This is a genomic window from Bifidobacterium callitrichidarum (assembly GCF_003129905.1).
GTDB classification, from domain to species: domain Bacteria; phylum Actinomycetota; class Actinomycetes; order Actinomycetales; family Bifidobacteriaceae; genus Bifidobacterium; species Bifidobacterium callitrichidarum.
Genome location: NZ_QFFM01000015.1, coordinates 1 through 12,433 on the forward strand (window position 1 = coordinate 1; position 12,433 = coordinate 12,433).

Here is a 12,433-nt window from a genome sequence, read left to right on the forward strand (position 1 = left end):
CCTCGGTGGACTCGGGCTCGTTGTAGGTCTCGTCGAACGCCATCAGGCGGCGCACTCCTCACACACCGGCTGGCCGTCCTCGTCCGTGTAGGCGAGCTGGCTGCGGTGCTTGACCAGGAAGCACTGGGAGCAGACGAACTCGTCACCCTGCATGGGGATCACGGTGACGGAGGAGTCCTCGTTGCTTAGATCGGCGCCCGGCAGCTCGTAATCCTCGGCGATGGCGTTCTCATCATCATCGATGTCGCTTGAGGAGTTCTGCGCGGACTTGCCCAGAGCCTGCAGCGATTCCTCGTCCTCATCCTTGTTGCGGGGGGAATCATAATCCTGAGCCATGATGGTCCTTTCGTAGGTGTTCGCAATTGTCGCGACGCTAAGGTAGCGCCCGTACTCGCCCATAGGGTACACGATTTGAAATACATGTAAAGTTCGACACGTGGGGCATACTTAAAAGAAGTATTGGTTTTGGTACGGAAAGCGGTGTGACTATGCCTGGTGAGCAGCCCGAAAAGGCCGGTTTCGTGCGCGTCAACGACTCCGGAGACCTCGTGTTTTCCGTGGGCGGACGACAGTTCTCCATCAGCGTGGACGACACGCTCGAACGCGCGATCCTGGAGGCCAAGCAGGTCAGGAGCGAAAAGCAGCGTGCGCCGCAGCCGCATCAGCAGGCCACGCTGCCCATCTCCCAGATCCAGTCGCTGATTCGCGCCGGCGCCGACCCCGCGCGCGTGGCCGAACGCTATCATCTCAGCGAAACTTTGGTGCGTCGTTTCTCCGCGGCCGTGGAGACCGAGAAGCAGTACGCCATCGAGCAGTTCCTCACCGTGCCCGCGCCGAAGGACAGCCGTGTACGCACGATCAGCGAATTGGTGGAACGCACGCTGGCCTCCGCGTCGATCGGCATGGAGTCGGTGACGTGGAAGTCCACACGCCGTGGTCTGGAACCGTGGCGCATCGTGGCGATCTTCACGTCCGCGGGGCGCGAGATCCACGCCGAATGGACGTGGAACATGCATGACAATTCCGTGGTGTGCCTCAACAACGCGGCACGCAAGCTGCTGGGCGAGCAGAACCCCGGCTCCCCCGCCGCCGATTCCGGACTGCGCCCCGTGACGGCCGAGCTGCCCGGCGATTCGGTGCGTTCGGCACGCATCGAACGGGCCGTGTCCGCATGGGCCGCGCCGATCGGTACGACGCCCGCCTCGCATCCGGCGGACGCTGCGGCCGGCACCGCAGAGACTCCGGGAGCCGCCGGCAGCGGCACAGTTCCTACGACCGGCGGCACTTCAGGCAGCACGACACCGGCATCGGCACCGTCCACCGGTTCGATGCCTCCCATCGATTTCACCACGACCGGATCGATGCCCGCCATCTCCCCCGCCACCGTTGGAGCCGCCAACGAAAGCGCCGTGGTACCGACCGGCACCACGGCAGGCACGGCTGCGGGCGTCCCGCCCACTGGCGAATCCGATGGAACCCGGACTGCCGAGAACACGACTCCGGCTAAACCCGCCAAGCGCCGCTCCGGCCGTTCCGCCGTCCCCAGCTGGGACGAAATCCTCTTCGGCGACTGAGTTTGTCGCTGTTCGACCGGTTCGTTTGCCGATCAATATTGCAACGTCGCGACACTCATCTTCTGGCTCCCCTCTCCGAGGGGAGCTGTCGTCGTTAGACGACTGAGGGGAGCACTACCGTCCGACGCTTAGGAGCGGCGATCAACGCAACTGCGAGCTGGAGGCCCGGGGTATGTGCTGTCAGACCGTAGGCTTGGCCGAACGGCCTTGAGTGTGTCGGACAGCACATACCCCGGGCCTCCAGCGGTCAGCTCAAATTAACAGGTCAGTCAGCCCAATCAGGCCAATCGATCCAATCACACCAAGTCAATCAGGCAAGGAATGTCCATCTCCAGCATGGTCTGCGATCCATGCACGCTCGGCAGACGGGTGGCCTTGTCGCTCTGCGTGCGCGAATCCACGAATGTCGCGGCACCGGCGGCCTGCACGATCACATCGCCGATCATCGGCTTCACACGGTCGGCCACCGGACCGAACAGTCCGCCCGCGAACGCCCGCTCGCGCGTACGGACCAGGGCCGTATCTCCCAGACGATCACGCCAACGTCCGGCGATCGCCTCGGCGCTCTCTCCGGGCGAAGCGTACAGCATCAGCGAACGCGGTTCCCCGCCGACCAGTTCCACGCCTTGGGCGAGTTCGGGTTCGGCCGCGATGTCCACGCGGCCGTCCGGGTCGGTCTGGACCATGCCATGATCGGCCACGATCACGATGAGCGTGCCGGCCGGGGCGCTGCGGTGCAAGAGGGCGAGCTGCGCGTCGATGTGTTCGAACGTGGCCACCCAGTTCTCGGAATCCCAGCCGTAGTTGTGCCCCACCTTGTCCGCGTCACGAATGTAGAGATAGGTCAGACCCGGCTGGCGGGCGGCGCGGGCGGCGGCGAGCACACGGTCACGCGGGGTCACGTTGGGCTGGTAGTCGGTGCCGCGCAACGCCGCCTCGGTCAGGGGCGAGCCGGCGAACTTGGGCAGGCCGGAGCTGGTGACGCGCACGCCCTGGGCGGCGAGCTTCTCGAACACCGTCTCCTCCTGTTGCAGGGAGTGCGGGTCGATCATGGGCGGCACCGGAATGTGCGGGTTGGCGGGCTTGGGGGCGAGCGCGTCCTTGAATTGGATGAGCTGGATGAGCTTGTGGCTGGCGGGTTCGAGCTGCGTGTATCCGGCCATGCCGGTCAGGCCCGGGCAGGTGCCGGTGCCGAACGCGGCCATGGCGGCGACCGTCGTGCTGGGCGCGCAGGTGGTGATGGGGCGCTGGTTGACGGTCTCGTTCATGAGCGAACGCAGGTAGGGTGCGTGGCCGAGCCGCATGGCGAGGTTCCAGTATCCCAGTCCGTCCACGAGCACCACGATGGCGGAGGTGACGGAAGGTAGGCCGAGCGCGTCCTGACAGGCCTTGGGGTCGGTGTGGACCTTAGTGGGGGTCGGGTGGCCGATGGCGGCGGACAGTGCGGGCAGTACGGCGGACAGGTGCAGCGCTCCCCCGCGCCCGCCTGCGGCATGGTCGGGCAGACCATCCCCGTAGGTCGCGGTAGGCACCAGTCGCAGCAGTTCGTCCATATCCGGCGTCTCAACACTCATAGTCTGCTATTCAAGTAGCACCCCTCAACCTCCGTCCCGCCGGACGTCCGCGTCGCCTCCCCCGTCCCATTCCATGCGGCACGCTAAACTGGGGCGCGTTCGAAAGGGAGTTTCATGGCATCACACCGCAAACCGTCCGTGCAGACCTATGACCCGCGTACGGTCAAGGAGCATATCGTCGAGACGCCGTTGAACGAGGAGATGAGCAAGTCCTTCCTCGAATACGCCTACTCGGTGATCTACGCGCGAGCCCTGCCGGATGCGCGCGACGGTCTGAAGCCGGTGCAACGACGCATCGTCTATCAGATGGGCCAAATGAACCTGAACCCGGACCGTCCGTACATGAAGTCCGCCCGCGTGGTGGGCGAGGTGATGGGCAAGCTCCACCCGCACGGCGATTCCGCGATCTATGAGGCCATGGTGCGTCTGGCCCAGCCGTTCGCGATGCGTCTGCCGCTGGTGGACGGCCACGGCAACTTCGGCTCGCTGGACGACGGCCCGGCCGCCTCCCGTTACACCGAGGCCCGTCTGGCCCCGGCGGCGCTCGGCATGAACGCGGACATCGACGAGGACACGGTCGATTTCACGCCGAACTACGACAACAAGCTCAAGGAGCCGACCGCGCTGCCGGCCGCCATCCCGAACCTTCTGGTCAACGGCGGCTCCGGCATCGCCGTGGGCATGGCCACGAACCTGGCCACGCACAACCTGGGCGAAGTGGTCAACGCCGCGAAGTTCCTCATGGCGCATCCCGAAGCCTCGCTCGAACAGCTCATGCGCTACGTGCCGGGCCCGGACTGGCCCACCGGCGGCACGATCATCGGCCGCGACGGCATCCGTGAGGCCTATGAGACGGGCCGCGGCACGCTCACCACGCGCGCGGCCACGCACGTGGAGCACATCACCGCCCGCAAGCAGGCGATCGTGGTGACCGAGCTGCCGTACATGGTGGGCCCGGAGAAGGTGATCGAACGCATCTCAGACGGTGTGAAGAACCGCAAGCTGGAGGGCATTTCGGGCGCGTTCGACCTGACGGACCGCCATAACGGCACGCGCCTGGTCATCGAAATCAAAACCGGGTTCGATCCGCACGCCGTGCTGGTGCAGCTGTTCAAGCACACGCCGTTGCAGGACAACTTCGCCATGAACAACGTGGCGCTGGTGAACGGCCGGCCGCACACCATGGGCTTGAAGGAGATGCTCCAGGTGTGGATCGACCACCGCCGCGTGGTGATCCGCCGCCGGTCCGAATACCGCAAGAAGAAGGCGCAGGAGCGTCTGCACCTGGTCGAGGGCCTGCTGCTGGCCATGCTGGACATCGACGAGGTGATCCAGGTGATCCGCACCTCGGATGATGCGGACGCCGCCAAAACCCGACTGATGGCCGTGTTCGACCTGGACGAGGTCCAGTCCCAGTACATCCTGGATCTGCGTCTGCGCAGACTGACCAAGATGAACCGCATCGAACTCGAGGCCGAACGCGACGATCTGAAGAAGAGCATCGAGGAGCTCACCCGTATCTTGGCCTCCGCCGAGGCGCTGGACCAGGTGGTCACCGACGAGATGGACCAGGCCGTGGCCAAGTGGGGTTCGCCGCGCCGCACGGTGCTGCTGGACGTGGATCCGGACGGCACGCTCACCCCGGTGGCCGCGCATGGCGCCGGCGCTTCCGGCGTCTCGCAGTCCGCGCTTGAGGCCGTCAAGGCCGCCAACACGATCTCCTCCGCCCAGGCCGATGTGGAGGCCGCCACCAAGGCCGCGAAGAAGAGCGGCGAGGAGAACGCCCTGGCCGGCGCGCTGAAGATCGAGGACGAACCGTGCGTGGTGGTGATGAGCGCCACCGGTCTGATCGCCCGCACCACGCCGAGCGCGATGGACGTGTACCATGCCCGGTCCGCGTCCGACAAGCGGCAGTCGGACGACCAGATCACCACGATCTTCCCCACGTCCACGCAGGCCACGTACGCGCTGATCACGTCGGCGGGCCGACTGGTGCTGGCCCATGTGGTCGACCTGCCGGCATTGCCCGCCTCCGACATCCTGTCCGCCAAGGGCGGGGTCTCCGCCGATGAGCTGGTCGCGATGACCGAATCGACCGACCCGATTCCAGGCGAGCATGTGGTCACGGCGATCGCCATGGAGCGACCGGACGGCTCCGATGGGGACAGCGAATCCGGCTCGAACGACGGCAACGCCGCCCCGCTGCCGTCGCTGGCCATCGGCACCCGCAACGGCGTGGTCAAGCGCTGGAACCGAGAGGCGCCCACCACGATGGATTCCTGGTCGGTCATCGACCTGAAGGACGACGACGAAGTGGTGTTTGCGGCCGTGGCCGAGGACGACGACCGTCTGGTGTTCGTCTCCTCCGATTCCTCGCTGCTCACCTTCGAGGCGAAGAACGTGCGCCCGCAGGGCCGCACCGCGGGCGGCATGGCCGGCATCAAGCTCGCCGACGGCGCCCGTGTGATGGCGTTCAACGTGGTGCCCGCCGGCAAGGTGGCGTGGACCTACGAGGAAGGCGAGAACGGCATGTCCTCCGCCTCGGGCGCGGTGGTGCTCACCGTGGCCGGCGACTCCGACGCCCTGCCCGGCACCGAAAACGGCGCCGCCAAGGTGACCCCGCTGGAGATGTACCCCACCAAGGGCCGTGCGACGGGCGGTGTGCGCTCGCAGCGCTTCCTCAAGGGGCAGAACACGCTGATCCTGGCATGGGTAGGCCTCTACCCGCTGCGTGCCTCGTCCTCCTCCGGCACCCCGGTGGAGCTGCCCAAGCCGGACATGCGCCGCGACGGTTCCGGTGTGGACCTCGCCGCTCCCATCGCCTTCATCGGCTGACTGATCAGACGTTTGCGCCGGGAGCCGCCGGCGCAATATCGACTGAAGTCGGAGCCCGTCCCCCGCGATGGGCTCCGGCTTCACATGCCCCGGCCTACACTGGATTGTTGAGGAGGTGCGCGATGAAGCTGTTGGTCGCCGTATCCAATGACCCGTTGTCCCGTGCGATTCGGGGCACGCTGCTCGGTGCCGGGCATGAGGTGGAATCGGCCGGCACGGGTGGTGCCGCGCTGGACGTGTTCCGGGAGGAACGGTTCGACGCGGTCGTGCTGGATGAGGGGCTGTTGGGCGACCCGATCGCACAGGTCATCGAATCGATGCACGACGCGCAACCGGACACCCGGATCCTGCTGCTCACCTCGACGCCGATGAGCAGGGCGACCGGCGAAGGCAACCGGTGGCGTGCTCTGCCGGATGAATACGCGCCCATTGAGCATGAGGTGCCGGTGGCGCGTGGCACAAGGACGAACGCCAGCGCGGACCCATCCCCCACTGTCCCGGATGCGGATACGGATGCAGGTCCCGATACGAACGCGGCGCGCACCGCATCGGCCCAGCTGCCGGATGCGGTGCTCAGGAAGCCATTCTCCGATACGGAGCTGCTTTCCTATGTCTCAGCCCTTGCCGCGGACTCCCCCAATCTGATCATCCGCGGCAATCTCACGCTGGACACCACCAATCGCAGGGCATACTACGCCTCCACGCACAGTCCGATCACGCTCTCACGTCTGGAATTCAGCCTACTGGAGGCGCTGGTGAAGGCCAACGGCGAGTTCGTGAACACCCGTGAGCTGGTCAAGTTCGTGGGTGGCCCGTATTTCGAGCAGCAGGGATTGCTGCGCAACGCGCTGTACACGCTCGATCAGAAGCTCACGCGCGCCGGGCTCATCATGACCCAGCGCGGCTCCAATTGGCGTATCCGGTAGCACATCAAGGAAATTCACCGTCACGTAACTTGTTTCCGATACGGAAAGTAGTATTGTTTTCCGTATTGGAAAAAGGTTTGGGTCGAGGCATAGGCCCATGGCCCGACTACGACCCTATGAAGGAGGTCATCGTGACGGATTCACGGGTTATGCAATCGGACACCGCCGATGAGGCACATGGGTCCCACTGGCACGGCGGCGATGTCCCACGAGCGCATGGCACCCCGGCCGCGCGGGACGGGCACGACATGTCAGAGGCATTGCAAGCCTTGGCATCGTTGGACACGGACCGTTCGAAGCTCGCTTCCTCCTATGACCGGACGCGCCCCACGACCGTCATCTGGGTGGCCATGGTGTATGGGCTGCTTACCCTGACGTATTGGATGATTCCGCAGGCCTACCTCAACCGGTTCCATCTGCCATGGAATCCCGCGTGGATCGTATTCGCTCTGCTGGCGGTTTCCGTACTGCTGGCGTGCGTCGCGATGACGCTCACCGCACACGCACAGGGCATCGCCGTGCGATGGATGCCGCCTGCACCCGTGACCGCGGACCGTCGGTACCGAATCGTGCTGGCCGCGCATTTCGCGGTCAATTTCATTCCACCCATTCTTGCCTTGGTCGTCGGCTATGTCACCGACGCATGGTGGTCCGCACTGGCCGTCGCCGCGTTTGGCGCCGCGATCAACGGGCTGGCGACGTATTGGGAGCTTGATGCGATGGTCCGCACGCTGAAACGACGCACGATCCCGCAGCAGGACACGGAGGCCCCTCATGGCATCGGATAGCCCGGAACCGGTATTCAACGAGGTGATCCACGCTCCGGTGCGGCTGCGCATCTGTGGACTGCTGGACACCTACGGCACGGTGCGGTTCGACGTTCTGCGCGATACGCTCGGCGTGAGCGACGCCACCTGCTCCAAGCATCTCAAGACCCTCGCCGACCACGATTACATCCGGCTCGACAAGAAGGCTGGCGACGGCGGCAAGGCGTATAAGGTCACCTGGGTCAGGTTGACCAGTGAAGGCAAGGCCGCGTTTCAATCGCATGTGGCCGCGCTGCGGCAGATCGTCGCCGGTCAGGCGGCAGGATAGCGGCCGTTTCGCGCTAGCCAACAGCTCGGCCTAGCGAATTTCGGACGCTCCGGACTTCGATAATCACGTATCCCTTGCGTAAGCCATGCCGGAAATCACGTTTCATGCATGGCCTGGCGCGAGCTTACCCAAAAATCACCCATCAATCCCGAATCGAGGCTTGATATGAAAGCCGTGCTCTACAAGGACCTGCAACAAATCCGCCATAACGGCGCGATGCTCGCCGTCACCATCATCGGCATCACGATGCCCGTGCTGCTCATCGCCTTCATCTCACCGATAGGGCTGGGCGCAAAGACGGCCGGCACCGTACTGCAATTCGCCATCCTGTCGTTCACGATGGGGCTTGCGCCAACGTTGTCGCTCGACGCGATCCGCGATGACCTGGGCAACGGCACCATCGTTACGGTGCGCGCCTGCGGACGGCCGCTCCGACAGTATCTGGCGATGCAACTAGCGTACGCAATCATCCCCGTCACCGTGCTCTCGCTGGCATTGATGACGTTCGCATACCTCGACGTTCCCATACTGCGCCCGACCATCGCGGGACCGCAGGGCATCGCCCTGGCCTTCACGCCGACGCTGGCCGCGCTGGCCCTGTATCTCTGGTCGATATTCGTCAAAGGAAAGGCATTGATCATGACCACAAACACACTCACTTCCGGCATCCCCGCCGGTGGTTTTTCCGATACCTGGACCGGCGCCGACACCGATTCGACTACGGCATCAGACACCGCCCGAACGGCCACGACATTCTCGCGCATGCCGCTCGCCGTCCGAGTCACCGACATGACCTTCGGATACAAGCGCAACAAACCCGTGCTCGAGCATATCAATCTCGATGTGCCGGCGGGCCAGTCGCTGGGCATCCTCGGCTACAACGGCGTGGGCAAGACCACCTTGTTCGGCGTCATCACCGGTCTGCTGCGACCGCAGGAGGGCTCCGCCGCCATCAACGCCGACGTATTCCATTCCATGCGCGAGGTGTTCCAGCTCACCGATTCGGGCAACCTCTCCCCTACGATGACCATCCGCGAGAACCTGAAGTTCCGCGCGATGCTCTATGCCACGCACGACGACCCACACCCTTTGGATCTGCAGCATCTCGACCAGCTGCCGATGATTCAGGCCTTCGAGCTCGGCGAGCATCTGGATAAGAAAGTCAAGGACCTTTCCAGCGGCCTCAAGAAGCGGGCGGGTATCGTGGCGGGCATGTTGTTCGATCCACGGCTCATCCTGCTGGACGAGCCGACCAACGCGGTGGATCCGGTCACCCGCCAGCTACTTATCGACCTGATGAGGCAACTCAAGGCGGATGGCCGCACGATCCTGACCATCACGCATGACCTCGATTACTGCTGGGAGGTGACCGACCGCGTGATCATTCTGAACGACAGGTATCTCATCAAGGACTGCAGGCTCGCGGATTTCGCCGGCATCGACGATTTCAAGCGGGCCGCCACGCTTGGTCGCGGGCGCGCTCATATCGATTTCGGATTGGGAAGGTAGGAGAGGTCATGAAGGCGATATTGTGGAAAGACTGGACGCTGCTGCGTACAAGCCGGCTGTACATGGCGTTCGCCGTGGGAATGTGGCTGTTCATACCGATTATGGTTGCCGTGCTGGCCGTCAGCTCACCGCAGGATGCCGCCACGGCCAGCGGCGCATGGTCCTTCGGGGAGTCACTGGCCGGGTGGTACGGATACATCGCCTCGATACTGGCGTTGGGCACACTGTTTTCCAACTCCACCACCATGGATTTCAACGCCGCGCCGCAGTCCGATGGCACGTTGGAGAACTGGCGAAGCTCCGGCCGACCGATGCTGTGGTACTGCGTGGCCAAGAGCCTGCTGCCGGTGATCATCGCGGAGTTCATGACCCTCACCAACGTGGGGTACCTGATCTGGGCGGGGCTTGACGCCTCGACCAACGTGATGCAGGTGATCTATGTCGTGGCAACCCCGGCCTTGCTGGCGTTCGCCGCCGAACAGCTGTATCTCGCCCTGCATGCCGGTTCGATGGGCTCACTGTCGTTGGCGACAATACTGGCGTCCGTGCCCATGCTCATCCTCACTATGCTGACGTTCTTGGTTTCCCGATTCTGGTCGCTGACGGCGCTGCTCATCTTCGCCCTGGCCGTCATGGGTGCGACCGTGATCTCCTGCAACCGCCGCTACCCGACCGTGCTGAGGCCGATTGGTTAACGCCAATCGATTGAGAACGATCACATGTCGTCGCTATTGCGTAACGGCTGACCAAAGACGGGGCTACAGATCCACGGGAATGCGGCGGTCACGCCAGTAGTACTCGTTGTCGTGCTCGTTGATCTCGCGCATGACGCGGCAGGGACTGCCTACCGCCACCGAGTTCGCGGGGATGTCCTTGGTGACCAGGCTGCATGCGCCGATGACGGCGTTGTCACCGATGGTGACTCCCGGCAGCACGGTCACGTTCGCGCCGATCCACACGTTGCGTCCGATATGGATGGGTTCGGAGAATTGCGCAAGCCGTTCGCGCAGGTCCGGCCGAATCGGATGCCCGGTGGTCACGAGCGTGACGTTGGGGCCGATCATGGTGTGGTCACCGATGAAGATCTCGCCGTCGTCCACGAGCGTCAGATTGAAGTTCGCGTACACCTGATTGCCCAGATGGGTCGAGCATCCCCAGTTGGCATGCAACGGCGGTTCGACCCACGTGTTCTCACCCATTTCGGCGAAGTACGTGCGCAGCAGCCGCTCACGCTCCGGGTCCACAGCGGGCAGTTCGTTGGTCCTGCGCAGGATGTCCCTCTGCTCCTGTTGGGCGACGTCCATCAGCTCGCCGTCCCAGAGATACACGTCGCCCGAATGCAGTACGTCAAGCACCTGCTGCGGTACGGTCATCATCGCTCCTTTACCTCGATGGATTTTTTGCTAGTCAGCCAAATCGATACAGCTCTTTTTCTTGACTCCCCTTGTCAGGGGAGCTGGCGACAAAGTCGACTGAGGGGTAGTTCGGTATGATTCATACCAACCTTGATGAGTCAAACCAAAATGAAATCAGGTTGATTGCAACATTGGCAGTTTCCGGTTCTCCAGCGTTGCGGAGAACCGGAAACGACACGTTCATGTCCAAGCCTGATTGAATCGTTGACGAACTTTAGCCGGTCCATCACCGTGGTGCCCGCTTAGGTATCCACGTGAGCACCCGCATCCGCGATTACAGTTCGGGCACGACCTCGATCTTGAGTCCCTGCATGCTCAGCGCGTATTCCATGGCCTCGTTGATCTGGTCGAGCGGGAATACGTTGGTGACCAGGTCCATGACGGGCAGGCCGCGGTCCTTGGCTTCCTTGAGGAATTCCTGTGCCTCGAGCCAGTCGCCGGCCTGGTACGTCCAGGAGCCGGTGAGCTTGATCTCCTTCTGGCACACGTCCAGATGCGGGTTATAGGTGGCGTCGCCGGTGTTGGTGAAGAAGCCGACCTCGCAGTAGGAGCCGCCACGACGGATGTACTTGAACAGGGCGGCGGCAGCGGCGGGCGAACCCGTGCACTGGAAGCCCATCTCCGCGCCGAGGCCTTCGGTGACCTCGCGCACGGCGTCGGCCGCGGCGTCGACCGAATTGTAGTCGGAGAAGTTCACGGTTGCCGTAGCACCGAGTCTCTTGGCCATCTCCAGTCGGGCCTCCTTGGCATCCACTGCCACGATGTTGCGGATGCCATATGTCTTGAGGAGCGCGACCAGCAGCAGTCCGATCGGGCCGCAGCCCTGGACCAGCACGTGGGAGCCGTGCTTGAAGTCGTAGATCTTCTTGGCTTCCTCCACGGCGTGCACAATCACGGCCGCCGGCTCGATGAGGATGCGCAGGTCGCGGTCGGGCATGTCGTTGACGTTGAAGATCACCGCGCCCGGATTGCACTTCATGTAGTCGGAATACCAGCCGTTAAAGAAATGGTTCTCGCCGGGCATCAGTCCGTGGATCTCGCCGTTCTCGCACAGGTGGATCATGTCCGCGCGGCGCTTGCAGATGGCACAGTGGCCGCAGGGGCGCAGGCCGGTGACGATCTTGTCGCCCACCTTGAGCGGTTTGCCGGAGTAATCAGTGGTCACGTTCTTGCCGATCTTGACGACCTCGCCGGTGGCCTCATGACCGAGCACGATGGGCGCGTAGCCGAACGGGTCGGCGCGGTACTCGGACTGGTCGGTGCCGCAGATGCCGCAGCCCTCGACCCGGACGAGCACTTCGTCGTCGTTGATTTCCGGCAACGGCAGCGTGCGCACGTCGATGTGCCTCGGCTCCGTCAGAACGGCGACGCGACCTTCCGCGGGGATGGTTGGTTCAGTGGTTTCGGACATTGTCATGACTCCTTTGTGATGAGGGAATGCCTTCATCACTTACGATAGCCCGCCCGACCTCCGATTCGTCGCATCGACACCGCGGCGTTGTTAT

Annotated in this window: 11 protein-coding genes; 7 read left to right on the forward strand and 4 right to left on the reverse strand. The window is 63.8% G+C overall.

Features of this window, described 5'->3' with window-relative positions:
- Positions 1–42 precede the first annotated feature (42 nt).
- Positions 43–336 carry a DUF4193 domain-containing protein gene (locus DF196_RS08050; protein WP_109057341.1) on the reverse strand — a complete coding sequence of 98 codons (294 nt, stop codon included), beginning with the start codon at positions 334–336 and terminating at the stop codon, positions 43–45.
- Between the two features lie 152 nt (positions 337–488).
- Between DF196_RS08050 and sepH the strand changes: the two genes are divergently transcribed.
- Positions 489–1,574 carry a septation protein SepH gene (sepH, locus tag DF196_RS08055; RefSeq protein ID WP_109057342.1) on the forward strand — a complete coding sequence of 362 codons (1,086 nt, stop codon included), beginning with the start codon at positions 489–491 and terminating at the stop codon, positions 1,572–1,574.
- A gap of 296 nt (positions 1,575–1,870) precedes the next feature.
- On the opposite strand, the gene DF196_RS08060 is transcribed toward sepH, so the two are convergent.
- Positions 1,871–3,148 (reverse strand): alkaline phosphatase family protein, encoded by a 1,278-nt coding sequence (locus tag DF196_RS08060; RefSeq protein ID WP_109057343.1) that lies wholly within the window; start codon positions 3,146–3,148, stop codon positions 1,871–1,873.
- 114 nt (positions 3,149–3,262) lie between these two features.
- Here DF196_RS08060 and DF196_RS08065 point away from each other — a divergent pair, with 114 nt between their 5' ends.
- The 6 genes from DF196_RS08065 to DF196_RS08090 all read left to right on the forward strand — a co-directional run bounded on the left by DF196_RS08065 (position 3,263) and on the right by DF196_RS08090 (position 10,208).
- Entirely contained in the window at positions 3,263–5,983 is a 2,721-nt protein-coding gene (locus DF196_RS08065) for a DNA gyrase/topoisomerase IV subunit A (protein ID WP_109057344.1), read from the forward strand.
- Between the two features lie 122 nt (positions 5,984–6,105).
- Positions 6,106–6,909 (forward strand): response regulator transcription factor, encoded by an 804-nt coding sequence (locus DF196_RS08070; RefSeq protein ID WP_109057345.1) that lies wholly within the window; start codon positions 6,106–6,108, stop codon positions 6,907–6,909.
- Positions 6,910–7,040: 131 nt separating this feature from the next.
- On the forward strand, positions 7,041–7,697 hold the full coding sequence (locus DF196_RS08075; protein WP_146194736.1) for a hypothetical protein: 657 nt from the start codon (positions 7,041–7,043) through the stop codon (positions 7,695–7,697).
- Positions 7,684–8,004: a transcriptional regulator gene (locus tag DF196_RS08080; protein ID WP_109057347.1), complete on the forward strand. Its 321-nt coding sequence runs from the start codon at positions 7,684–7,686 to the stop codon at positions 8,002–8,004. The genes DF196_RS08075 and DF196_RS08080 overlap by 14 nt, the downstream gene beginning before the upstream one ends.
- A 165-nt stretch (positions 8,005–8,169) precedes the next feature.
- The gene (locus DF196_RS13910; RefSeq protein ID WP_241519649.1) at positions 8,170–9,513 is read left to right on the forward strand and encodes an ABC transporter ATP-binding protein; all 1,344 of its coding nucleotides are present in this window, start codon (positions 8,170–8,172) and stop codon (positions 9,511–9,513) included.
- Between the two features lie 8 nt (positions 9,514–9,521).
- Entirely contained in the window at positions 9,522–10,208 is a 687-nt protein-coding gene (locus DF196_RS08090) for a hypothetical protein (protein WP_109057348.1), read from the forward strand.
- 63 nt (positions 10,209–10,271) lie between these two features.
- On the opposite strand, the gene DF196_RS08095 is transcribed toward DF196_RS08090, so the two are convergent.
- Entirely contained in the window at positions 10,272–10,889 is a 618-nt protein-coding gene (locus DF196_RS08095) for a sugar O-acetyltransferase (RefSeq protein WP_421728466.1), read from the reverse strand.
- A gap of 313 nt (positions 10,890–11,202) precedes the next feature.
- Positions 11,203–12,339, reverse strand: coding sequence for a zinc-dependent alcohol dehydrogenase (locus DF196_RS08100; RefSeq protein WP_109057350.1), 1,137 nt, complete (start codon positions 12,337–12,339; stop codon positions 11,203–11,205).
- Positions 12,340–12,433: the final 94 nt, after the last annotated feature.

Coding starts and splice junctions, on each gene's coding strand:
- DF196_RS08050 (WP_109057341.1), bottom strand. CDS start 336: ATGGCTCAGGATTATGATTCCCCCCGCAACAAGGATGAGGACGAGGAA.
- sepH (WP_109057342.1), top strand. CDS start 489: ATGCCTGGTGAGCAGCCCGAAAAGGCCGGTTTCGTGCGCGTCAACGAC.
- DF196_RS08060 (WP_109057343.1), bottom strand. CDS start 3,148: ATGAGTGTTGAGACGCCGGATATGGACGAACTGCTGCGACTGGTGCCT.
- DF196_RS08065 (WP_109057344.1), top strand. CDS start 3,263: ATGGCATCACACCGCAAACCGTCCGTGCAGACCTATGACCCGCGTACG.
- DF196_RS08070 (WP_109057345.1), top strand. CDS start 6,106: ATGAAGCTGTTGGTCGCCGTATCCAATGACCCGTTGTCCCGTGCGATT.
- DF196_RS08080 (WP_109057347.1), top strand. CDS start 7,684: ATGGCATCGGATAGCCCGGAACCGGTATTCAACGAGGTGATCCACGCT.
- DF196_RS13910 (WP_241519649.1), top strand. CDS start 8,170: ATGAAAGCCGTGCTCTACAAGGACCTGCAACAAATCCGCCATAACGGC.
- DF196_RS08090 (WP_109057348.1), top strand. CDS start 9,522: ATGAAGGCGATATTGTGGAAAGACTGGACGCTGCTGCGTACAAGCCGG.
- DF196_RS08095 (WP_421728466.1), bottom strand. CDS start 10,889: ATGATGACCGTACCGCAGCAGGTGCTTGACGTACTGCATTCGGGCGAC.
- DF196_RS08100 (WP_109057350.1), bottom strand. CDS start 12,339: ATGTCCGAAACCACTGAACCAACCATCCCCGCGGAAGGTCGCGTCGCC.